We start from the raw sequence: 21083 nt of genomic DNA on the forward strand, positions 1-21083 counted from the left end.
ATATAAATTATACAATTCGTATATCTTATGACTCAGCGTTGCCCGTCAAGGCTCAACTCCGTATCCATCTAATATTTTACTCATTGTATAAATCTATTAAAATAGTACGATTATAAAAGGGCTTCCGCAACTGCGGAAGCCCTTCCTTTAAACTTTTCCTATTTCCGATCAACCGTATGCAATTTGCCCCTCGCAATGTAAGACAACCTTGGAATCGCCCGGCATCTGTGTATACAGCCCCGTCTTTTCACCAGGATTGCCAATAGCCCATACACGGAACGTATAGACATTGCCGCTCTTCCCTACGTATTGTGTTTTGAACACATTGCCATTTCCTACCGTAAAACTCGGCATATTATTGGAACCCGTCACCGTCATCTGGACGTCATAGCTTCTACCCTTATATATGCCGAAATTGACGCTCGGATTGCAGAAAGCAGAACCATTCGGGGAAGTTCCCACTGTCACGGGGAAAGACGCGCTGTAACTGCCACTCGTAATGGTGATAGTAGCTGTACCAGCAGACTTTCCCTGAATCTGATACAGATATGCATGTGTGTAGCTGCCGCGCAGATCTGCACGATTGGAGCGGTCTGCCTGATACTTGACCGTCACGACGTTTGGATTGCTGCTGGTGCAGGTCGGCGCCGTCGCGGAATTGGTTCTTGCCAGCGGATAATAGACATTGCCTACATTAAAGGAATAAGAACTTGTATCCAACGAAAGGGAAGAACCCGAACCAACAACCGCACTCGTGGATACCGTAACCGTCAGGCTGGCCGATGCATAGCCGGTCGCAGAAACGGTCAAAGTAGCCGTTCCGGAAGACACACCGCGCACGGTTACGGTGGAGCCGCTCTGGGTCACACTGACCGCACTGGAATTCGAAGTAACGCTAAAGCTTCCATTGGTTGGGTTGGTAACCGTAAAGGTATTGCTCCCATTGACCGGAACCGTCAAGGAAGAGGTGCTCAAACGTACTGCCGCACTATAAGAGGAACCCAAATTCTCAAAATCAATGTCGTTTTCCTCCGCATATTTCTGTGCAGCCGTTCCATTATAACCCTTAATCAAAATAAAATCGTCAAAGGCATCATAGCCAATCCGGGTTACGTTCGGCGGGATGGTTATTTCTTCCAAGCTATCGCAACCGGAAAAAGCGCTATCGCCGATGCTGGTGACATGGCTTCCGATGGTAACCGAGCGTAAGTCCATGCAATCCTGGAATGCATTGTCCGGGATTTTTGTTAAGCTTGCGGGCAATACCGCGCTTCTCAGGGATGTACAACCGCTGAACGCCTCAATCCCCATCTTTGTGATGCTATCTGCAAATGTGACCGATGTTAAATTTTCGCAACTTGCAAAAGCACGTTCACCGATCTCTACCGGCCCTTCTTCCATCGATACGCGCTTCACAGTGGAATCCTCAAAAGCGCCATCTGAAATGATGTCAACCGTATTCGGAAGGTAGATATTTTTCTCAGAACCACCACTCGCAAAGATGGAGGAATCTCCGTCGCCGATGCGGGTAATCGTGCGGCTGTTGATCTTACTGGGGATGGTGATGGAAGATTTGGAATCGTAGTATTCTCCATCATCCTCCACACGCACGACCGCATATTTCCCATCCACGCGGTCAACCTCATATGCATCGTCCATATCGGATGCAAACGCTGTACTGCTGAACGCAGAAACAAACATCATTGCCGCTAAAGCCAGCGACAATAGCTTTTTGGCTTTTCTCATACGTTCCTCTCCTTTTTATGTTCATTCAAATTAACTCCGAAACATGACGGTACTTTTACCCAAATTTGGCGGTTTTGGTAAGTACTATTATACTCCACCCGCACATGATTGGCAAGCATACAGGCGGTTACACTTGTGTAATTTCAGATGACAATATTTGGATAAAGAATGCCAGAAATTTCTTCCCCGATTTCGAAACCAAAAGGGAGTTTCTTCGCATAGAAAAAGGGCCCTGCACCAAGTGCAGAGCCCCATTCTCTTATGATTATGGATCGATTAGATCAGCTCGATGATCGCCATCTCCGCTGCGTCGCCGCGGCGCGGCCCGAGCTTCGTGATGCGCGTATAACCGCCGTTGCGGTCAGCATACTTCGGCGCAATCTCCGTGAAAAGCTTATTTGTAACAGCTTCCTTTGTGACAAATCCCATCACAAGGCGCTTGCTGTGCAGATCGTTCGTCTTTGCGATCGTAATCATCTTTTCGGCCAGGGAGCGGACCTCCTTAGCACGTGTGACTGTGGTTTCGATCTTGCCGTTCTCAAGAAGGAATGTGACCATCGCACGCAGCATTGCCGTTCTGTGGCTGGTCGCTCTTCCGAGCTTTCTGGTTCCGGGCATCGAATATCACTCCTTTACCTTTGGTTTGCAAGGCCTTATTCGTCGTCCTTGCGCAGATTAAAGCCGAGGGAGGCCAGCTTCCAAACGACCTCCTCCAGGGACTTGCGTCCCAAGTTCCGGACCTTCATCATGTCCTCTTCGGACTTGTTGATGAGGTCTTCCACCGTATTGATTCCAGCGCGCTTGAGGCAATTGAAGGAACGGACGGAGAGATCCAGCTCTTCAATCGTCATTTCCAGCACTTTCTCCTTGCCCTTGTCGTCCTTTTCGACCATAATCTCCGTGCTGCTGCCCTTATCAGACAGGTTGACGAAGAGATTCAAATGCTCAGTCAGGACTTTCGCGGCCAAAGAAACCGCCTCTTGCGCCCCGATCACCCCATTGGTCCAAACCTCCAAGGTGAGCTTATCGTAATCAATGCGCTGGCCCACACGGGTGGGTTCCACATTATAATTCACTTTATAAACAGGAGTGTAGATAGAATCAACCGGAAGCTCGCCGATCACACCCGCAGGCATGTTCTGCTTATTCCGTTCTGCGGGGACATACCCGCGGCCTTTGTCCAGGGTCAGTTCCATATACAGCTTCGCGCCTTCGCCCAGCGTTGCAATGTGCATCTCCGGGTTCAGGATCTCAACCTCGCTGTCGCACTTGATAGAGTCGGCCGTCACCTCACACGGGCCCTCCGCACAGATTTCCACTGTTTTGGGGCCGTCGCAATGGAGTTTCGCGGTCAAACCTTTGATGTTCAGAACAATCTCGGTGACATCCTCCTTGACGCCCGGGACGGTAGAAAACTCGTGCAGCACGCCGTCGATCTTAATCGACGTGACCGCAACGCCCGGCAGGGAGGAAAGCAGTACCCGGCGCAGGCTGTTGCCCAGCGTGGTACCAAAGCCGCGTTCCAGCGGTTCCACTACAAATTTACCGTAGGTTCCGTCATTGCTCAGGATTTCTGTTTCAATTTTTGGCTTCTCAATCTCGATCATTAGCGACCCTCCTTGACATAAAGCGGATGATTCTGCCTGCCATCCTGGTTTTTATGCGGTTAGGCAACTGCATTACTTGGAGTACAACTCAACGATCAAAGTCTCATTGATGTCGAAATCAATGTCGCTTCTCTCAGACAGTGCAACAACCTTGCCCTGCAGAGTCTCTCTGTTCAGCTCCAGCCACTTCGGAATCATGGTAGCCGCATTCTTCTCCAGAATCTGCTTCACATGCTCAGAACCACGGCTCTTCTCGCGGATGGAGATCACCTCGCCCGGGCTAACCTGATAGGACGGAATATCCACGCGCTTGCCATTTACCGTAATATGGCCATGGTTGACCATCTGTCTTGCCTCTCTTCTCGTGTTGGCAAAACCGAGGCGGTAAACAACGTTGTCAAGTCTTCTTTCCAAAAGCTGGAGCAAATTTTCACCCGTAACACCCTGGGTTTTGCTCGCCAGCTCATAGTAATGTCTAAACTGCTTCTCGAGCACGCCATAGATGAACTTTGCCTTCTGCTTCTCATTCAGCTGGACGGCATACTCGCTCTGCTTTCTTCTACCCGGCTTCGGGTTGCGTCTGGTCTCCTTGTTGATGCCCATAACGGTGGGGCTGATTCCCAGTGCCTTGCATCTTTTCAGGATCGGCTGCATATTTTTCGCCATAGCTCGTTTCCTCCTTTTACAAAACTATACACGTCTTCTCTTCGGAGGACGGCATCCATTGTGCGGAATCGGGGTGACATCTTTGATCATGCTGACTTCGAGACCCGCGCCCTGCAGCGCACGGATTGCAGCCTCACGGCCTGCGCCCGGTCCCTTCACATAAACCTCAACCGTCTTCATGCCGTGCTCCATCGCTGCTTTTGCTGCGGTTTCCGCTGCGGTCTGTGCGGCAAAGGGGGTGGACTTTCTGGAACCTCTGAAGCCCAGCTCACCGGAGCTCGCCCAGGAAATCGCGTTGCCCTGGGTGTCGGTGATGGTCACAATCGTGTTATTAAAGGTGGACTGGATATGAGCAGCTCCACGGTCAATATTTTTGCGTTCACGGCGTCTGCGAACAGTAGTACCTCTCTTAGCGCCCTTCTGTGCTGCCATCTTTTAAATCCCTCCCTGCTTATTTCTTCTTGTTGGCCATGGTCTTTCTCGGACCCTTCCGCGTACGTGCGTTGGTCTTCGAACGCTGGCCTCTTACGGGCAGACCCTTGCGGTGACGGAGACCGCGATAGCAACCAATTTCAATCAGTCTCTTGATGTCGAACGCAACGTCGCGGCGAAGGTCGCCTTCCACGCGGCAGTTGTGGTCGATATATTCTCTCAGCTTCGATGCGTCGTCTTCCGTCAGATCTCTTACGCGGATGTCGGGGTTCACACCCGTTGCCTTGCAAATATCCGTGGCGGTCTTGCGGCCAATGCCATAAATATAGGTAAGAGCAATTTCGATGCGCTTGTCTCTGGGCAGATCAATACCTGCTATACGCGCCATACTGTTGCACCTCCAATTAGTCTTTCAAATTGATGGGGATCGTTTCCCCTAAGCGGAACACGGGCTTGGGATTCTTTCCCAGCCTCGCGGTCCCCGCCATCAGGCGGGCCGTGTCTGAAAGCGCAGCTTTCAACCCTGGCGCTGTTTATGCTTCGGGTTGTCACAGATGACCATGACTTTTCCCTTGCGCTTAATGATTTTGCACTTCTCGCAAATCTTTTTGACAGAAGGTCTGACTTTCATTTGTGCGCCCTCCCTTAGTGAAGTCTCGTGTTGAAATTCCGCAAGCTGTCTTGGCCCTGCGAAATCCCTTTATTTCGAACGCCACGTGATGCGGCCGCGGGTCAGATCGTACGGAGAAAGTTCGATCGTGACCTTATCGCCCGGAAGGATGCGGATGAAGTTCATCCGGAGCTTTCCGGAAATGTGGGCCAGCACCTGGTGGTGGTTTTGAAGCTCTACCATAAACATTGCGTTTGGGAGTGCTTCCGTCACAATGCCCTCGGTTTCAATTACGTCCTGTTTTGACATACAGTAGCCTCCTCTTGTGGAAAACAGCTCTTCTCTTCAAACGGACGAAGAGCGTGGCGAATTTCACGGTTGGTTTGCAATGAACCCTCTTCCAAGACCGTCTTGGTCGCTAGAAGATGTTTTTGCTTCTTTCTCTTTGGATGTGAAAGGCTGCGCCGCCTGCCGTTACAAATCACGGCCATGTCGCCGTCGGCCTCCAGCACCGCGAAGAAGCCGCCTTTGTCCCGCCCGGCAAGGGCGCGGACGACGAGTCCTCTGACAAAATCCATGGTCTCCCCCTTTTATTCCGGCAGAGTCATAATCACCGGTCCGTCCGGGGTGATCGCGATGGTATGCTCAAAGTGCGCAGAAAGCTTTCCATCCGCCGTGACGGTCGTCCAACCGTCCTTCAGCGTTTTGACTTCCTTCACACCGGCGTTGATCATTGGTTCAATTGCGATGGTCATGCCTGGTAACAGGCGCACGCCTCTGCCCGGCGTGCCGTAATTGGGAACACTTGGGTCTTCATGCAGCTTCGCACCTACTCCGTGGCCGACAAAATCCCGTACCACCGAGTAGCCGCGCGCCTCGACATACCGCTGGACCGCGCTGCCAATATCCCCAATGCGGGCCCCGGCCTGGGCGGCCTTGATGCCCTCAAAGAGGCTTTCGCGTGTGACATCCATAAGGCGCTTGGCTTCCTCGCTTACATCCCCACACGGGAAGGTATATGCATTGTCGCCATTAAATCCCTCGTAAAAGGCGCCAGTGTCGATGCTGACAATGTCGCCCTCCTTGAGGATAATCTCCTTATGGGGTATGCCGTGGATCACCACATCGTTTACAGAGACACATGCGCTGCCCGGAAAACCGCCGTAACCAAGGAAGTTGGGCTTTCCGCCCTCTTCCTCGATCGCGCGGCGGACAACGCGGTCGATCTCCCAGGTGGAAACCCCGGGTTCGACCGCTTCGCCAGCCAGCCTCAGTGCTTTCGCAGAGATCCGGCACGCTTCCCGCATAATTGCGAGCTCGCGGCTGGTTTTAAGCACAATCATGGTTACGCCTCTAATGCTGCCAACGTCAGTTTGGTGGTGTCGGCCACTTCTTCCTGACCTTCTACAATGCGGAGCTTGCCCTGCTTCTCATAGTAATCCTTGAGAGGCTCGGTCTGCTCGTGGTAGACATGCAGGCGTTCTTTCACTGTATCCGGATGGTCATCCTTGCGCTGAACGAGGGCGCCTCCGCACTTGCCGCATTTGCCCTCTACTTCCGGCTTATTGTAAAGCAGGTGGTAGGTGGCGCCGCAAGTTTCGCAGACACGGCGTCCGGACATACGCTCCACAATCTTGTCATCGGCCACTTCGATGTCGATCACCTTGTCGATGACAATGCCCATCTTGTCCAGAGCCTCGGCCTGGGGGATGGTGCGCGGGAAACCGTCCAGCACGAAACCGTTCTTGCAATCGTCCTGCGCCAAACGCTCCTTGACGATGCCGATCACGACCTCATCGGGTACAAGCTTGCCTGCGTCCATGAAGGACTTTGCCTTCAAGCCCATCTCCGTGCCGCTCTTCAGCGCTTCGCGGATCATATTCCCCGTGGAAATCGCGGGGATGGATAAATGCTGGCAGATGACCTCTGCCTGGGTTCCTTTACCGGCGCCCGGTGCGCCAAGAAGAATCAGATTCATACCATTTCCTCCTTATCAGTCAAGGAAACCTTTGTAATGGCGCATCATCATCTGGGATTCCATCTGTTTCATGGTATCCAGCGCAACGCCAACCAAGATGATGATAGAAGTACCACCCAAGGAGAGGTTGTGCATACCAGTAACAGCACCGAAGAGAATCGGCAGCAACGCAATCACCGCGAGGAACAACGCGCCAATCAACGTAATCTTGGAAAGAATCTTCGAAATAAAATCAGAAGTCGGCTTGCCGGGGCGGATGCCCGGGATGGTGCCATTATTCTGACGAAGATTATTGGCCATCTCAATCGGATTATACTGGATGGTTACATAGAAGTAAGCAAACAGGATAATCAGAATGAAATACAATACCGAGTAGAGCCAGCCCGTGGAAGAAAATGCCTCAAAGAAGGACTGCCAGAAGCCCGACACATTGGTGCCCATGAAGAGCTGGATTGTGCTCGGAATGGAGAGGATCGAGCTTGCGAAGATGATCGGCATAACGCCGGACATCGCAACCTTGATCGGGATATGCGTGCTCTGGCCGCCGTACATCTTCCGGCCAACCACACGCTTTGCATACTGAACCGGGATGCGGCGCTCGGAATCGTTCATGAAAGCGATTACCCAGATCACAGCCAGGAACAGGATCACAAAGAGCGGGACAAATGCATAATACTGTCCATAGTTGGACGGGTCTGCAATTGCAGCCGAGATATACTGGGTAAGCAAACGGATGGTGTGCGGCATTCTTGCCACGATACCAGCAAACAGGAGGATGGAAATACCGTTTCCAATGCCCTTCTGGTTGATCTGCTCGCCCATCCACATCATGATTGCCGTACCAGCGGTAAACGCCAGGATAATGACAATCGCTGCGAATACCTGCTCCCAGCCCGAGGTATACAGGGCAATCGGAGCGCCCTGATAGGTGCTGTTGCGCAGATAGAAGTAATACGCGGTACCTTGGATCAAGCCCAAAGCAACTGTGACGTAACGTGTAATGGTCGCAATTCTCTTGCGCCCTTCCTCGCCTTCCTTCGCCATACGCTCCAGGGGAGGAATGGCAACTGTCAACAACTGCATAATGATGGAACTGTTGATGTACGGGCTAATGCCCATTGCAAACATGGTCGCATTTGCGAAGGCGCCGCCGGACAACATATCCAGGTAGCTGAGTGCATTCCCCGTCTCGTTGACCGTGCCCATCAAGCCCTGCAAGGCATCGACATCCAGGAACGGGACCGGGATCGTGGCGCCGAAACGGAACACCACGATAATCAACAGAGTAAAGAGGATCTTTTTGCGCAGATCCGGGATACTCCAGGCATTCTTAATTGTCTTAAACAACTCAGATCACCTCTGCCTTCCCACCGGCGGCCTCAATCTTCTGCTTTGCAGCTTCGGAATAGGCAGTGACCTTGACGGTTAACTTCTTTGTGAGTGCGCCGTTGCCGAGAATCTTAACGCCGTCGCAGGTTTTCTTGACGATCCCCGCATCCTTGAGCGCCTGCGCGTCAACAACCGCGCCTGTCTCAAACTTCTCCAGCGCGCTTACATTGATCGCCACGATGGTTTTGGCAAAAATATTGTTGAATCCTCTCTTCGGAACACGTCTCTGCAGAGGCATCTGGCCGCCTTCAAAGCCCGGACGCATGCCGTGGCCTGCTCTGGCCTTTTGACCCTTGTGACCTTTGCCTGCGGTCTTGCCCTGTCCGGAGCCGTGGCCTCTGCCGATCCGCTTGGATTCCTTGGTGGAACCCGGCGTCGCAGTTAGATCATGCAAATTCATTTTACTCGCACCTCCTTGCTTGCTTAGCTTACGCTTCGACTACCTCGACGAGGTGGACGATCTTGGCCACCTTACCTTTGGTCTGGTCGTTGTCCGGCTGAACGGACTCGTCACCAATTTTGCGAAGACCAAGCGCCTGGGCGGTTGCAATCTGGTCTTTTTTGCTGCCGATAAGGCTTCTTACCAGCTTTACTTTGATCTGTGCCATCTTGCTTCCCCCTCCTTAAAGAATATCCTGCACGGACTTGCCGCGGATTGCGGCAACTTCCTCCGCCGTGCGCAGCTGGGCCATGCCGGCCAACGTCGCGCGGACAACATTGCACGGATTGTTGGAACGCAGCGCCTTGGTACGGATATCCTTGATACCCACAGCCTCGACCACCGCACGAACCGGGCCGCCGGCGATGACGCCGGTACCGGGTGCCGCAGGCTTCATCAGGACGCGGCCTGCGCCGTACTCGCCGATGATCTCATGCGGGATCGTACCGCCGCGCATAGCGACCTTGATCAGGTTCTTCTTGGCGTCCTCAATGCCCTTGCGGATCGCCTCGGGAACTTCGCCTGCTTTACCAATGCCGAAACCAACGGTGCCTTTTCCGTCGCCCACCACGACGAGCGCGGCAAACTTGAAGATACGGCCGCCCTTGACGGTCTTACTTACACGGTTGATTGCGACTACATGCTCCTGCATCTCATCCTGAGACTGCTGTCTGGGTGCGTCAAATCTAGCCAAAAGTATCCCTCCTTCTTAGAACTTGAGGCCGCCCTCGCGGGCGCCTTCGGCCAGCTCTTTGACGCGGCCGTGGAAAATATAACCGCCGCGGTCAAATACGACCTGGGAAATGCCCTTTTCAGCGGCGCGTTTAGCGATCATCTCGCCAACTTTGCGTGCGGCTTCCTTGTTTCCGCCGTTACCATTGAACTCCTTGTCCAGGGAAGAAGCTGCCACGAGGGTAACTCCTTTTACATCGTCGATGATCTGGGCGTAGATGTTTTTGGTAGAGCGAAATACATTCAGGCGCGGGCACTCTGCGGTGCCGGAAATCTTGCCGCGCACTCTCTTGTGGCGGTTCAATCTGGCTTTGTTTGTATCAGCCTTATTCACCATTTGTCATTCACTCCTTACTTCTTGGCGCCCTTACCGGCCTTGCCTTCCTTATGACGGACAAATTCGCCAGTATAGCGGATACCCTTGCCCTTGTACGGCTCCGGCGGACGCTTCTCGCGGACTTCCGCCGCAAACTGGCCGACCTTCTGTTTGTCCGGGCCCAGGATCACGATCTTGTTCGCGGACGGGCACTCAATCGTGATACCGTCAACCTCCGGAACAATCACCTGATGGGAATAGCCCAGGTTCATAACGAGGTTCTTACCCTGCTTCTGCACACGGTAGCCGACGCCGTTGACGTCCAGCTCCTTCTTAAAGCCCTCCGTTACGCCGATCACCATGTTGTGGATGAGCGTACGGGTCAGGCCGTGCAGAGAGCGGTTCTGTTTTTCATCGTTCGGACGGGTCACAAGGATCTCATTGCCCTCCACAGCCACCGTCATGTTCGGGTGGAACTGCTGGGTGAGGGTTGCCTTCGGGCCCTTGACCGTGATAACGTTGCCGTCGACTTTGACGTTGACGCCAGCGGGAATATTTATGGGTTTTCTTCCAATTCGAGACATTTCTGCACCCCCTTAATTACCAAATAAATGCGAGGACCTCTCCGCCAACATTCTCCTTGCGGGCCTGACGGTCCGTCATGACGCCCTTGGACGTGGAGATGATCGCGACGCCCAGGCCTTTCATGACCTTCGGCAGCTCCTCAGCGCTGGAATAAATGCGAAGGCCCGGCTTGGATACCCGGCGCAGACCCTTGATGACCGGGGTCTTGCCCTCGCCATATTTCAAATTGACCTTGATGATGCCCTGCTTGCCGTCCTCAACGACCGTATAATTCTTTACATAGCCCTCGTCCACCAGAATCTGCACGATGGCCTTCTTCATGTTGGAAGCGGGGATGTCAACGGAATCATGCTTTGCGGAAACCGCATTGCGAATACGGGTGAGCAAATCAGCAATTGTATCTGTAATTTGCATACCGTTACCTCCTTTGCTAAGCTTTACCAGCTGGCCTTTTTCACGCCCGGAATCTCACCCTTGTAGGCGAGCTCGCGGAAGCAGATGCGGCAAATTCCGAACTTGCGAAGATAGGCATGCGGCCTGCCACAGATTTTGCATCTGTTGTACGCACGGGAAGAATACTTCGCCGGTCTACGCTGTTTGATTTTCATAGAAGTCTTGGCCACAATAATCCCTCCTTATTTCGCAAACGGGGCGCCCATGAGGGACAAAAGCTCTCTGGATTCCTCGTCGGTGTTTGCGGTAGTCACGAAACAGATGTCCATTCCGCGGACCTTATCGATCTTATCATAGTCGATCTCCGGGAAGATCAACTGTTCTTTGATGCCCAAATTGTAATTGCCGCGGCCATCAAAAGAGTTCGGGTTGATGCCTCTGAAGTCTCTGACGCGCGGGAGCGCAACATTGAAGAGACGGTCCACAAACTCATACATGCGGTCTCCTCTGAGCGTTACCTTCACGCCAATGTTCATGCCCTCACGGAGCTTGAAGTTTGCAACCGACTTCTTCGCCTTGCAGATCATCGGCTTCTGGCCGGTGATGGCTGCGAGGTCCGTCATAATGGCGTCGATCACCTTCGCGTTGTCCTTCGCTTCGCCGGCGCCAACATTGATGACGACCTTGTCGAGCTTCGGGATCTGCATCACGCTTTTATAGGAAAACTTCTTCATCAGCGCCGGAGCGACATCTTTTTTGTAGGTTTCCTTAAGTCTGGCCATGTTTTATCCTCCCTTACAGCGACTCACGGCATTTTGCACAAATGCGTTCCTTGGTGCCGTCTTCATAAACCTTATGTGCGACACGCGTCGGTTTGCCGCAGCGCGGGCAGACAATCTGGACCTTGCAGGCATAGATAGCGCTTTCAGCCTGGACAATGCCAGCCTGGTCGCCCATCTTGCGGGCCTTCACATGCTTGCTGATCATGTTGCGGCCCTCGATGATCACTTTGCCTTCCTTCGGGCTCACGGCGAGAACCTTGCCCTTCTTGCCGCGGTCTCTTCCGCTGATAATGATGACGGTGTCACCCGTTTTTACATGAACTTTGTTATTCATCAGTGAGCACCTCCCATTACAGCACTTCGGGGGCAAGGCTCAGGATCTTCATGTAATCCTTATCGCGCAGCTCTCTTGCCACAGGCCCAAAGATACGCGTCCCCCTCGGATTCTTATCTTCTTTGATGATGACGGCTGCATTCTCGTCAAAACGGATGTAGGTGCCGTCGTCGCGGCGTACGCCGGAAGCGGTGCGGACAACAACCGCCTTCACAACTTCGCCCTTTTTCACCTGGCCGCCGGGCGCTGCCTTCTTAACGGAAGCAACGACCACGTCGCCAATATTTGCATACCTTCTGCCGGTACCGCCGAGAACGCGGATGCACATAAGCTCCTTCGCGCCGGTGTTGTCGGCCACTTTCAGGTAGGTCTGCTGTTGTATCACAGTGCGTTCCTCCTTCGCTTAAGCCAAACGAACTTATTTGGCCTTCTCAATAATCTCGACGAGACGCCATCTCTTCTCTTTGCTGAGCGGACGGGTCTCCATCACACGCACGCGGTCACCGATGGAGCATTCGTTGTTCTCATCATGTGCCTTCAGCTTAACGGTACGTTTGATAACTTTCTTATACAGCGGATGCTTCACGCTGTCCTCAATGGCAACGACGACGGTCTTATCCATCTTGTTGCTGACAACTCTGCCAACCTCTGTTTTTCTCAAATTACGATCGCTCACAGTTAATCCTCCCTTCCGTTACGCCTTCGCGCTGTCCTTGATCTCGTTCTCGCGCAGAACCGTCTTCACGCGCGCGATGTCCTTCTTCACAGCGGAGATGCGCATCGGGTTATCGAGCTGATTAATAGCAAGCTGGAAGCGCAGGTTGAAAAGCTCGGCCTTGAGGTCTTTCAGCTTACTTTCCAGTTCTGCAGTTGTTAAATCTCTGACTTCTGAGGCCTTCATTACTGCTCACCACCCGTTCCTTCCTTTTTGACAAACTTGCACTTAATCGGCAGCTTGTTGGATGCAAGACGCAATGCTTCTCTGGCGGTCTCCTCGGAGACGCCGCCGATTTCAAACATCACTCTGCCTGGCTTAACAACGGCCACCCAGTATTCCGGGGAACCTTTACCGGAACCCATTCGGGTTTCAGCCGGTTTCTCAGTGATCGGCTTATCCGGGAAAATTTTGATCCAAACTTTACCGAATCTCTTGCAGTAACGTGTCATAGCAACACGAGCTGCCTCGATCTGGTTGGAGGTGATCCACGCCGGCTCCATGGCCTGGAGGCCAAAATCGCCGTAGGTCACCGTATTGCCGCGATATGCCTTGCCGGTCAGACGGCCACGATGCACTCTGCGGTATTTTACACGCTTAGGCAACAGCATTATTTATTGCCTCCTTCCCTGCGGGGCTTGCGGTTATCGTTGAGAACCTCGCCCTTGTAGAGCCACACCTTAACGCCGATACGGCCATAGGTGGTGGCGGCTTCTGCAAAGCCGTAATCGATGTCCGCGCGAATGGTCTGCAGCGGAATCGTTCCGTCGTGATACTGCTCCGTTCTAGCGATTTCTGCACCGCCCAGACGTCCGGAGACCTGGGTCTTGATACCCTTTGCGCCGAGCTTCATCGCGCGGCCGATGCACTGCTTCATCGCGCGGCGGAAAGAAATTCTCTTTTCCAGCTGCTGTGCGATGTTCTCTGCGATCAGCTGAGCGTTGAGGTCCGGGGACTTCACTTCAACAATATTGATGGCAACCGGCTTGCCGAGCATCTTTTCGCACTGGAGGCGGAGCTTTTCGATCTCTGCGCCACCCTTGCCGATGACCATGCCGGGTTTTGCACAGTGGATATGAACGCGCACCTTGGAGGCATCGCGCTCGATTTCAATCTTGGGAACGCCAGCGGCTGCCAGCTGCTTCTTCAAGGTCTTGCGCAGGTTGTAATCTTCAACGAGCGTATCGCCGAAAACATTGTCCTTCGCGAACCAGCGGGAATCCCAATCTTTAATTACGCCCACACGGAAACCATGTGGATTTACTTTCTGGCCCATAGTTTACCTCCTCATCTGCTTATTCTTTTTCCTTGAGCACGAGGGTGACGTGCGAAGTTCTCTTCTCGATTCTATACGCGCGGCCCTGCGCTCTGGGACGGATGCGCTTGAGGATCGGGCCCGGACATACGAAGCACTCTGCTACGTACAGTCTGGATACATCCATGTTATGGTTATTCTCAGCATTCGCCATGGCCGACTTCAACAGCTTTTGAAGATATTCACAAGCGGCCTTGGGGGTATTCTTGAGGATAGCCATTGCAACGTCCACCGGCTTGTTGCGAATCAGGTCCAGTACGATGGACACTTTACGGGGAGAAATACGGGCGTATTTCAGATAAGCCCTTGCTTCTGCTTCCATTGTCTATACTCCTTTCGGCCTTATTTACCAGTTGTTTTGGAACCGGCATGGCCCTTAAAGGTTCTGGTCGGGGCAAACTCGCCGAGTTTGTGGCCAACCATGTCCTCCGTGACATACACCGGAACATGCTTGCGGCCGTCATGGACCGCGATGGTGTGGCCTACGAAATCCGGGAAGATCACGGACGCTCTGCTCCAGGTCTTCACGATCTTCTTTTCGCCGGCCGCATTCATTTCCTGAATCCTTTTCAGCAGCACAGGCTGTACAAAAGGACCCTTTTTAATGCTTCTGCTCATACGTTACAAGCTCCTTTCCGTACGCCTTATTTGCCGTTTCTACGTTTCACAATGAACTTATCGGAACGGTTGTGGTGGGCGCGCGTCTTATAGCCGAGCGCCGGCTTGCCCCACGGGGTCATCGGGCCCGGATGTCCAATCGGCGATTTGCCTTCGCCGCCGCCGTGCGGGTGGTCGTTCGGGTTCATGACGGAACCGCGGACGGTCGGTCTCCAACCCATGTGACGCTTACGGCCCGCTTTACCGATCTTCACGTTCTCGTGGTCGATATTGCTGACCTGGCCAACGGTGGCCATGCAGGTTGCGGGGACATTGCGGAGCTCGCCGGACGGCAGTCTCAGAAGAGCCATGCCGTTTTCCTTTGCCATCAGCTGCGCCATGTTGCCAGCTGCACGTGCCAGCTGTGCGCCCTTGCCGGGGTACAGCTCAACGTTGTGGACAAAGGTACCGGTCGGGATATTGGCGAGCGGCAGCGCGTTGCCCGGCTTGATGTCCGCAGACGCGCCGGAGACGACCACGTCGCCGACCTTCAGGCCGTGCGGTGCGATGATATAGCGCTTCTCGCCGTCTTCATACTGAACAAGCGCGATAAACGCGGAGCGGTTCGGATCGTACTCCAGCGTGAGCACGGTTGCCGGCATATCCGCCTTCTGGCGCTTGAAATCGATGATGCGGTACTTTTTGCGATTGCCGCCGCCGCGGTGACGGACGGTGATTCTGCCATAGCTGTTGCGGCCGGAATGGTTCTTCTTGGAAGCCAAAAGGCTCTTTTCCGGTGCAACCTTGGAAAGGCCCGTGTAATCCGTTACGGACATATTCCGTCTGGCATTGGTTGTCGGTTTATAGTTAGTAATAGGCATTTCGGTTTCACACTCCTCATGATGGCTTTGCGGGACGTTGCCGACGCCCCATACCTTGCCGAAGACATTGGGCGCGCTCTAGGGGCGCATCCGGTCTTCTTACATCATACCTTCAAAGAATTCGATGGACTTGCTGTCCTCGGTCAGGGTAACGACGGCCTTCTTCCAAGAAGGAGTGTAGCCCTCGGTTCTTCCCTGGCGGCGGAGATGTCCGCGCACATGCAGGGTGTTGACCTTGCTGACCTTTACGCCAAAGAGCTCTTCTACCGCTCTTTTGATGTCAACCTTTGTCGCGCTCTTTGCGACTTCAAAGGTGTACTTCTTCATGCCGATACCGGCCATGCTTTTTTCCGTGATAATGGGGCGGATGACGATGTCCTGTGCTACCATTATGCATACACCTCCTCAATCTGAGAGACGGCGTCCTTTACAACGACGAACTTGTCGGCGTTGAGGATGTCGTAGACGTTCAAGGTGTTCACCATTGCGGTCTTCACGCCCGGGATGTTTGCTGCGGAAGCAACCACCTTGCTGTTGAGCTCGGGCAGAACGATCAGCGTCTTCTTTTCGGAGCCGATTGCCTTAAGCATGTTAGCAATGGTCTTGGTCTTGTATTCGTCCAGTGCGATCTTATCCAGCACGATCATGTTGCTGCTGGCAACCTTGCTGGAGAGCGCGGACTTCATTGCAAGACGGCGTACCTTTTTATTTAAAGTATAACGATAGCTGCGCGGCTTCGGCGCAAACACGATGCCGCCGTGCGTCCACTGGGGCGCGCGGGTGGAACCCTGTCTGGCATGGCCGGTGCCCTTCTGTCTCCACGGCTTTTTGCCGCCGCCGGAAACTTCAGCGCGGGTCAGTGCCGACTGTGTGCCGTGGCGCTGGTTGGCGAGGTAATTCTTAACCACGTCGTGCATCACGCTCACATTGGGCTCAATTCCAAATACGGACTCGGACAGGTCGATCTTTTCGATCTCCTTGCCAGCCATATCGAGTACTGCTACTGTAGGCATACCAAATCCTCCTTCCCTTACGCCTTCACGCTGTCACGGATCACGACGGTGCCGCCGTTCGGACCCGGTACTGCGCCTTTGACGGCGATGAGGTTGTTTTCGACGTCCACCTTGACGACGGTCAAGTTCTGGACGGTGACCTTCTCCGCACCGAGGTGGCCGGGCAGATGCTTGCCCTTGAACACTCTGGACGGATCGGAACATGCGCCGTTGGAACCAGCGTGGCGGGCAACAGGACCGGAACCATGGGTTTCCTTGAGCCGGTGCAAATTCCAGCGCTTAATGCCGCCGGCATAGCCCTTACCTTTGCTGGTGCCGCACACGTCCACCTTGTCGCCAGCCGCGAAGACGTCGACTTTGACGAGGTCGCCCACATTGTAGGCATCCGTGTTTTCCAGACGGAACTCGCGCAGGACCTTCTTCGGAGCGACATCGCCCTTTGCGAAATGACCCTGCATCGGCTTGTTGACCTTGTGCGCCTTCATGTCGCCATAGCCCATCTGGACTGCTGCGTAGCCGTCGTTTTCAACGGTTTTCTTCTGCGAAATCACGCAGGGACCCGCCTCGATGACGGTTACCGGGACCACTTTCCCGTGTTCGTCGAAGATCTGCGTCATGCCGATCTTCTTGCCGATAATACCTTTTTGCATTATTTTACCTCCTGTACAGGTTATTGGTTGGCTCGCGCCAACTTGACCTCGACCGCTGGTAGGTTAAAATCAGAGTTTGATTTCGATTTCAACGCCTGCGGGGAGTTCCAGACCCATCAAAGCCTCAACGGTCTTGTTGGAAGGTCTGAGAATGTCGATCAATCTCTTGTGGGTGCGCATTTCGAACTGCTCACGGCTGTCCTTATACTTATGGACCGCACGCAGGATCGTGATGATCTGCTTCTCGGTCGGCAGCGGCACCGGTCCGGAAACTCTTGCGCCCGTGCGTTTCGCCGTCTGCACAATCTTCTCTGCGGACTGGTCAACCAGCTGATGGTCGTACCCCTTGATTCTGATCCTGATTTTTTCCTTGACTGCCACTTGAATCGCCTCCTTATTGTAGTTGGCGGGCGGCGTTTTTAAATCCTAACACGGCGCCGGGTGTTTCTTCAACCGGCATTGAAAAACCGGATCATCTTTTGCAAGATGTATCCGGGTGTAGGCAAAAACGTCTGAGCGCAAAAGGGCGCAATTGCAACCCAAGCCCTTCGCATGCTCAAAATATCTGTCGCCCGGTTTAAAATCGGACATACTCCACGGAAAAACCGGCGTGTTTCAGCCGCAACCTCCCGCTTCAACGCATATCTGTCGCAGTCATGCTAGATTATAATACCATATAGGTCCCCAAATAGCAAGACTTATCTTCTCTTTTTTGCAAGAATTTTCCTGCAATTTTTTGGCTATTTCGCCTATATCTTCCAGAACGCCCCAAAAAGGGAGTTGCTTCGCTCCAAAGGCGGCCCGCAAGGGCGCTGACCCGCGATTTCATCGCCTTTTCCGGCGGTTCCACCGGGCACGGAATCGCGCCCATCTCGAAACGGCGATGCAGGCGTGCACCCAAACCGTCCGCCAAAGGGACGGGCGGCCATGCCCTGCCACAACGATTGCCGTCGGCCCATCCGCCCCGCCGATGACGGTGACGGCTTGTCCCTGCGCATTGTGGATCTTCGGAGGCCTGCTTAACTTCTGGCAAGCAACTCCCACTGCGCCAAGCACGCTGAAGAGGAGCGCCAAACCAAACCATCCGTTTTTCAAATCCTCTCCCCCTTTCGACCTTTGATTTCCCCACATAATAAAATAGAAGAAGGGCTATTGCCAGATCCATCTCCGCAATAGCCCTTTGATCCCATTGTCCTTATTTGCCCCCTGCGGGAAGGGCTTTTGGATTCACTCGGTTTTCTCTTCTTGGGCCGCAGTCCCCTCCAGCGCCCGCTGCTGTTCCGCTGCTTCCGCCAGATGTTTGCGGTTCGGCATCGCGATGCGCTTCTCCTGGATCTCCTCCAGGAATTGCTCCTTGTTCTCCGGGGAAATCGCCATCCAATACTCTTTCTTTTTCACACGGTAGCGGATGTAAAGGCGGTCCTTGCTCAAAGCAACCTTGGAGGACCCGTGGCGGGCTTCCCCCTGTTCTTCCGCAACCTCCATCATCTGGCGGTACAGGATCGTCACCTTGTCAAATAAGCCGTTTTTGACGAGCAGGCCGTTGTCGCGGATGATGTAATATGTACTCCGATACTCCGGAAGGAAGATCAGCAGCAACGCTACAAACATCCATGTCCCGAGAATTCCAACAATGACGTTGCGGAAAATGAAATAGAATACCAAAAGGCCGATACCCAACAGGAGTGTCACCAGCACTTTGATGTAAAACGCCCGGTCAATCTTGGATTTATATTTGGTCCCCGTTTCCATTGCAGCAGCTTTGCGCATGGCTCTCATCTTCCTCCCCGTGCAGCCAGTCCGCCTCCACAGCGGGCCGGTTTGTTATTGATTAATACGCCTTGCCCCAGTAGACCATGGTCTTTGCGGGCTTCCCACAGCACACGCAGGTATCCGCGAGGTGTTCCTGCTCAAACGGCATGCAGCGGGAGGATACGCCCGCCACTTCCTTGAGTTTCTCCTCGCACGCCTGGTCCCCGCACCACATCGCCTTGATGAAGCCCGGCTTGTTTTCCGCGATCTCCTTGAGTTCGTCCAACGTCGTGGCCGTATAGGTCATGGACTCTCGGCGGGCCAGCGCCGTATCGTACATCGTTTTGCGCACAATTTCCAATTGCTCCGCAATGGCGGTTTCCAGCTGATCCAGCGGCACAAAGACCTTCTCACGGTCTGTGCGGCGCACCAGGACGCACTGGTTCTTCTCAATATCCTTGGGCCCGATCTCCAAACGGAGCGGCACGCCCTTCATCTCATACTGTGCAAACTTCCAGCCGGGGGACTGCTCGGAATCGTCCATGCGCACCCGGAAGGACTTCTTCAAGCGCGCAAGCAGCTCGCCCGCCTTCTCCAACACGCCCTCCTTGTGCTGGGCGATCGGGATAATCATCACCTGGATCGGCGCCACAGCGGGCGGGAGTACCAAGCCGTTGTTGTCGCCGTGGGTCATAATGATGCCGCCGATGATGCGGGTGCTCATGCCCCAGGAGGTCTGATGCGGATATTGGATGGAGTTGTCGCGCCCGGTGAAGGTCACGCCAAACGCGCGGGCAAAGCCGTCGCCAAAATAGTGGCTCGTGCCGCTCTGCAGCGCCTTGCCGTCGTGCATCATTGCCTCGATGGTGTAGGTCGCCTCCGCGCCCGCGAACTTCTCCTTGTCCGTCTTGCGGCCCTTGATGACCGGGATGGCGAGGTCGTTCTCACAGAAGTCTGCATAGACTTTGAGCATCTGCTCCGTCTCCGCCATGGCTTCCTCGGCCGTCTCGTGCATGGTGTGGCCCTCCTGCCAATGGAACTCCACGCTGCGCAGGAACGGGCGGGTGGTCTTCTCCCAACGCACAACGCTGCACCACTGGTTGTACAGCTTCGGCAGGTCGCGCCAGGAGTGGATCACGCGCGCATAGTGGTCGCAGAACAGCGTTTCGGAAGTCGGGCGCACGCAAAGGCGCTCTTCCAGCTGCTCGTTGCCGCCCATCGTCACCCAAGCCACCTCGGGCGCAAAACCCTCGACGTGGTCCTTCTCCTTCTGAAGGAGGCTCTCCGGGATGAACATCGGCATGGAGACGTTCTCATGCCCCAGCTCCTTAAAGCGCGCATCCAGATTGTCACGGATATTCTCCCACAGCGCAAACCCATACGGTTCAATCACCATGCAGCCGCGCACACTGGTGTAGTCCATCAGTTCCGCTTTTTTGACGATATCGGTATACCACTTGGCAAAGTCCTCCTCCATGGGGGTGATTGCCTCTACCATCTTCTTTTGATCCGCCATTGTTCGTTTACTCCCCTTTATCCTTCTTGGTCGATTGTTCTATGGTTTTGTGTCCGACAGTTTCGCCCGTGTCCCCGGCGTTCTGGGAGGCCGGCGCGTCCGTCTTTTCCCCGCGCCTGCGCCCGATCCAATTGACCAGCAGCAACGCCAGCCCGATCAGCGCCATAAAGCCGAGAACTCCCAACAGGCATTGCCCTGCCAACGCCAGCGCATCCAATTGATCCATTGTTATCACCTCAAGCGTGTCCGGCGTTTTCTACTGAAAAACATTCCATATCGTAACTTTCATTATATAAGAAGGGAACCTTCTTTTCAAGTAAAAAATCCGCCGTGCGGTGCACGGCGGATTTTGAGTCAGGAGCGGGTTACGGGTTAACGTGGTCTTCGATGTACTTGACGAGTTCCCCTACCGTCTTAATGTTGTCAATTTCCTCGTCGGGAATCTCGATTTCAAACTCGTCTTCAATAGACATCAGCAAATCGACAACGTCCAAGGAATCAGCGCCCAAATCGTCCGCGATGCTCGTGTCGGCGGTAATCGAATCCTCCTCCACATCGAACTGCTCGCTCAGAATCGCCTTTACCTTTTCCAGAACCATGTCTTTTCCTCCTTCTGAATTTGTGTGAATCAACAT

At 53.9% G+C, this 21083-nt stretch carries 38 protein-coding genes; all 38 read right to left on the reverse strand.

What is annotated here, in order from left to right:
* Window positions 1-168: 168 nt before the first annotated feature.
* Entirely contained in the window at window positions 169-1746 is a 1578-nt protein-coding gene (locus tag I2E77_RS01790) for a leucine-rich repeat protein (RefSeq protein ID WP_191441149.1), read from the reverse strand.
* A gap of 276 nt (window positions 1747-2022) precedes the next feature.
* Complete coding sequence (gene rplQ / locus I2E77_RS01795; protein WP_054324043.1) at window positions 2023-2364, reverse strand: 50S ribosomal protein L17; 342 nt, start codon at window positions 2362-2364, stop codon at window positions 2023-2025.
* A gap of 35 nt (window positions 2365-2399) precedes the next feature.
* The gene (locus tag I2E77_RS01800) at window positions 2400-3353 is read right to left on the reverse strand and encodes a DNA-directed RNA polymerase subunit alpha (RefSeq protein WP_087230557.1); all 954 of its coding nucleotides are present in this window, start codon (window positions 3351-3353) and stop codon (window positions 2400-2402) included.
* Window positions 3354-3425: 72 nt separating this feature from the next.
* On the reverse strand, window positions 3426-4019 hold the full coding sequence (gene rpsD / locus I2E77_RS01805; protein WP_087230554.1) for a 30S ribosomal protein S4: 594 nt from the start codon (window positions 4017-4019) through the stop codon (window positions 3426-3428).
* Window positions 4020-4043: 24 nt separating this feature from the next.
* Window positions 4044-4451 (reverse strand): 30S ribosomal protein S11, encoded by a 408-nt coding sequence (gene rpsK, locus I2E77_RS01810; protein WP_054324041.1) that lies wholly within the window; start codon window positions 4449-4451, stop codon window positions 4044-4046.
* A gap of 19 nt (window positions 4452-4470) precedes the next feature.
* Window positions 4471-4839 (reverse strand): 30S ribosomal protein S13, encoded by a 369-nt coding sequence (gene rpsM / locus I2E77_RS01815; RefSeq protein ID WP_054324040.1) that lies wholly within the window; start codon window positions 4837-4839, stop codon window positions 4471-4473.
* A gap of 129 nt (window positions 4840-4968) precedes the next feature.
* Window positions 4969-5082 (reverse strand): 50S ribosomal protein L36, encoded by a 114-nt coding sequence (gene rpmJ / locus I2E77_RS01820; RefSeq protein ID WP_054324039.1) that lies wholly within the window; start codon window positions 5080-5082, stop codon window positions 4969-4971.
* A gap of 69 nt (window positions 5083-5151) precedes the next feature.
* A complete protein-coding gene (gene infA / locus I2E77_RS01825) occupies window positions 5152-5370 on the reverse strand; it encodes a translation initiation factor IF-1 (protein WP_054324038.1) in 219 nt (72 codons plus the stop codon).
* Window positions 5352-5639 (reverse strand): KOW domain-containing RNA-binding protein, encoded by a 288-nt coding sequence (locus I2E77_RS01830; RefSeq protein ID WP_237966303.1) that lies wholly within the window; start codon window positions 5637-5639, stop codon window positions 5352-5354. The genes infA and I2E77_RS01830 overlap by 19 nt, the downstream gene beginning before the upstream one ends.
* Window positions 5640-5651: 12 nt before the next feature.
* The gene (gene map, locus I2E77_RS01835) at window positions 5652-6404 is read right to left on the reverse strand and encodes a type I methionyl aminopeptidase (RefSeq protein ID WP_087230551.1); all 753 of its coding nucleotides are present in this window, start codon (window positions 6402-6404) and stop codon (window positions 5652-5654) included.
* A gap of 2 nt (window positions 6405-6406) precedes the next feature.
* Entirely contained in the window at window positions 6407-7039 is a 633-nt protein-coding gene (locus tag I2E77_RS01840) for an adenylate kinase (protein WP_087230546.1), read from the reverse strand.
* A 15-nt stretch (window positions 7040-7054) separates the two neighbouring features.
* Window positions 7055-8386, reverse strand: coding sequence for a preprotein translocase subunit SecY (gene secY / locus I2E77_RS01845; protein ID WP_087230543.1), 1332 nt, complete (start codon window positions 8384-8386; stop codon window positions 7055-7057).
* Between the two features lies 1 nt (window position 8387).
* Entirely contained in the window at window positions 8388-8828 is a 441-nt protein-coding gene (rplO, locus tag I2E77_RS01850; RefSeq protein WP_087230540.1) for a 50S ribosomal protein L15, read from the reverse strand.
* A 28-nt stretch (window positions 8829-8856) separates the two neighbouring features.
* A complete protein-coding gene (gene rpmD, locus I2E77_RS01855) occupies window positions 8857-9036 on the reverse strand; it encodes a 50S ribosomal protein L30 (protein WP_087230537.1) in 180 nt (59 codons plus the stop codon).
* Window positions 9037-9051: 15 nt separating this feature from the next.
* Window positions 9052-9519 (reverse strand): 30S ribosomal protein S5, encoded by a 468-nt coding sequence (rpsE, locus tag I2E77_RS01860; RefSeq protein WP_087231000.1) that lies wholly within the window; start codon window positions 9517-9519, stop codon window positions 9052-9054.
* A 57-nt stretch (window positions 9520-9576) separates the two neighbouring features.
* On the reverse strand, window positions 9577-9936 hold the full coding sequence (gene rplR / locus I2E77_RS01865; protein WP_087230534.1) for a 50S ribosomal protein L18: 360 nt from the start codon (window positions 9934-9936) through the stop codon (window positions 9577-9579).
* A 14-nt stretch (window positions 9937-9950) separates the two neighbouring features.
* Window positions 9951-10499 (reverse strand): 50S ribosomal protein L6, encoded by a 549-nt coding sequence (gene rplF, locus I2E77_RS01870; protein ID WP_087230531.1) that lies wholly within the window; start codon window positions 10497-10499, stop codon window positions 9951-9953.
* A 16-nt stretch (window positions 10500-10515) separates the two neighbouring features.
* Window positions 10516-10914 carry a 30S ribosomal protein S8 gene (rpsH, locus tag I2E77_RS01875; protein WP_087230528.1) on the reverse strand — a complete coding sequence of 133 codons (399 nt, stop codon included), beginning with the start codon at window positions 10912-10914 and terminating at the stop codon, window positions 10516-10518.
* Between the two features lie 23 nt (window positions 10915-10937).
* Window positions 10938-11123 carry a type Z 30S ribosomal protein S14 gene (locus tag I2E77_RS01880; protein ID WP_054324028.1) on the reverse strand — a complete coding sequence of 62 codons (186 nt, stop codon included), beginning with the start codon at window positions 11121-11123 and terminating at the stop codon, window positions 10938-10940.
* A gap of 12 nt (window positions 11124-11135) precedes the next feature.
* A complete protein-coding gene (gene rplE, locus I2E77_RS01885; protein WP_191405187.1) occupies window positions 11136-11675 on the reverse strand; it encodes a 50S ribosomal protein L5 in 540 nt (179 codons plus the stop codon).
* Window positions 11676-11688: 13 nt separating this feature from the next.
* On the reverse strand, window positions 11689-12009 hold the full coding sequence (gene rplX / locus I2E77_RS01890; protein WP_195450506.1) for a 50S ribosomal protein L24: 321 nt from the start codon (window positions 12007-12009) through the stop codon (window positions 11689-11691).
* Window positions 12010-12025: 16 nt separating this feature from the next.
* Complete coding sequence (gene rplN / locus I2E77_RS01895; protein ID WP_087230518.1) at window positions 12026-12394, reverse strand: 50S ribosomal protein L14; 369 nt, start codon at window positions 12392-12394, stop codon at window positions 12026-12028.
* A 33-nt stretch (window positions 12395-12427) separates the two neighbouring features.
* Window positions 12428-12685, reverse strand: coding sequence for a 30S ribosomal protein S17 (gene rpsQ, locus I2E77_RS01900; RefSeq protein ID WP_054324024.1), 258 nt, complete (start codon window positions 12683-12685; stop codon window positions 12428-12430).
* Window positions 12686-12703: 18 nt separating this feature from the next.
* Window positions 12704-12910 carry a 50S ribosomal protein L29 gene (gene rpmC / locus I2E77_RS01905; RefSeq protein WP_054324023.1) on the reverse strand — a complete coding sequence of 69 codons (207 nt, stop codon included), beginning with the start codon at window positions 12908-12910 and terminating at the stop codon, window positions 12704-12706.
* A complete protein-coding gene (gene rplP / locus I2E77_RS01910; RefSeq protein WP_054324022.1) occupies window positions 12910-13335 on the reverse strand; it encodes a 50S ribosomal protein L16 in 426 nt (141 codons plus the stop codon). The genes rpmC and rplP overlap by 1 nt, the downstream gene beginning before the upstream one ends.
* Complete coding sequence (gene rpsC / locus I2E77_RS01915) at window positions 13335-14000, reverse strand: 30S ribosomal protein S3 (protein WP_087230515.1); 666 nt, start codon at window positions 13998-14000, stop codon at window positions 13335-13337. The genes rplP and rpsC overlap by 1 nt, the downstream gene beginning before the upstream one ends.
* 19 nt (window positions 14001-14019) lie before the next feature.
* Window positions 14020-14361, reverse strand: a complete 342-nt coding sequence (rplV, locus tag I2E77_RS01920; RefSeq protein ID WP_087230512.1) for a 50S ribosomal protein L22 — start codon at window positions 14359-14361, stop codon at window positions 14020-14022.
* A 20-nt stretch (window positions 14362-14381) separates the two neighbouring features.
* Entirely contained in the window at window positions 14382-14657 is a 276-nt protein-coding gene (rpsS, locus tag I2E77_RS01925) for a 30S ribosomal protein S19 (RefSeq protein ID WP_054324019.1), read from the reverse strand.
* Between the two features lie 26 nt (window positions 14658-14683).
* Window positions 14684-15517 carry a 50S ribosomal protein L2 gene (gene rplB, locus I2E77_RS01930; RefSeq protein ID WP_087230509.1) on the reverse strand — a complete coding sequence of 278 codons (834 nt, stop codon included), beginning with the start codon at window positions 15515-15517 and terminating at the stop codon, window positions 14684-14686.
* Between the two features lie 99 nt (window positions 15518-15616).
* Entirely contained in the window at window positions 15617-15907 is a 291-nt protein-coding gene (gene rplW, locus I2E77_RS01935; RefSeq protein ID WP_191363108.1) for a 50S ribosomal protein L23, read from the reverse strand.
* On the reverse strand, window positions 15907-16530 hold the full coding sequence (gene rplD, locus I2E77_RS01940; RefSeq protein ID WP_087230503.1) for a 50S ribosomal protein L4: 624 nt from the start codon (window positions 16528-16530) through the stop codon (window positions 15907-15909). Before rplD ends, rplW begins: the two co-directional genes overlap by 1 nt.
* Before the next feature lie 17 nt (window positions 16531-16547).
* The gene (rplC, locus tag I2E77_RS01945) at window positions 16548-17180 is read right to left on the reverse strand and encodes a 50S ribosomal protein L3 (protein ID WP_054324015.1); all 633 of its coding nucleotides are present in this window, start codon (window positions 17178-17180) and stop codon (window positions 16548-16550) included.
* A 69-nt stretch (window positions 17181-17249) separates the two neighbouring features.
* Entirely contained in the window at window positions 17250-17561 is a 312-nt protein-coding gene (gene rpsJ, locus I2E77_RS01950; RefSeq protein ID WP_038325938.1) for a 30S ribosomal protein S10, read from the reverse strand.
* 444 nt (window positions 17562-18005) lie between these two features.
* A complete protein-coding gene (locus I2E77_RS01955) occupies window positions 18006-18275 on the reverse strand; it encodes a hypothetical protein (RefSeq protein ID WP_195450507.1) in 270 nt (89 codons plus the stop codon).
* Between the two features lie 132 nt (window positions 18276-18407).
* Window positions 18408-18950, reverse strand: a complete 543-nt coding sequence (locus I2E77_RS01960) for a PH domain-containing protein (RefSeq protein ID WP_172749533.1) — start codon at window positions 18948-18950, stop codon at window positions 18408-18410.
* Window positions 18951-19011: 61 nt separating this feature from the next.
* The gene (gene proS / locus I2E77_RS01965) at window positions 19012-20448 is read right to left on the reverse strand and encodes a proline--tRNA ligase (protein ID WP_087230493.1); all 1437 of its coding nucleotides are present in this window, start codon (window positions 20446-20448) and stop codon (window positions 19012-19014) included.
* A gap of 7 nt (window positions 20449-20455) precedes the next feature.
* Window positions 20456-20674, reverse strand: a complete 219-nt coding sequence (locus tag I2E77_RS01970) for a hypothetical protein (protein ID WP_195450508.1) — start codon at window positions 20672-20674, stop codon at window positions 20456-20458.
* Window positions 20675-20813: 139 nt separating this feature from the next.
* Window positions 20814-21047 (reverse strand): acyl carrier protein, encoded by a 234-nt coding sequence (gene acpP / locus I2E77_RS01975; protein WP_087230487.1) that lies wholly within the window; start codon window positions 21045-21047, stop codon window positions 20814-20816.
* Window positions 21048-21083: the final 36 nt, after the last annotated feature.

The organism is Anaeromassilibacillus sp. 1001302B_160321_C8, assembly GCF_015554745.1.
In the GTDB taxonomy this organism is placed as follows: domain Bacteria; phylum Bacillota; class Clostridia; order Oscillospirales; family Acutalibacteraceae; genus Anaeromassilibacillus; species Anaeromassilibacillus stercoravium.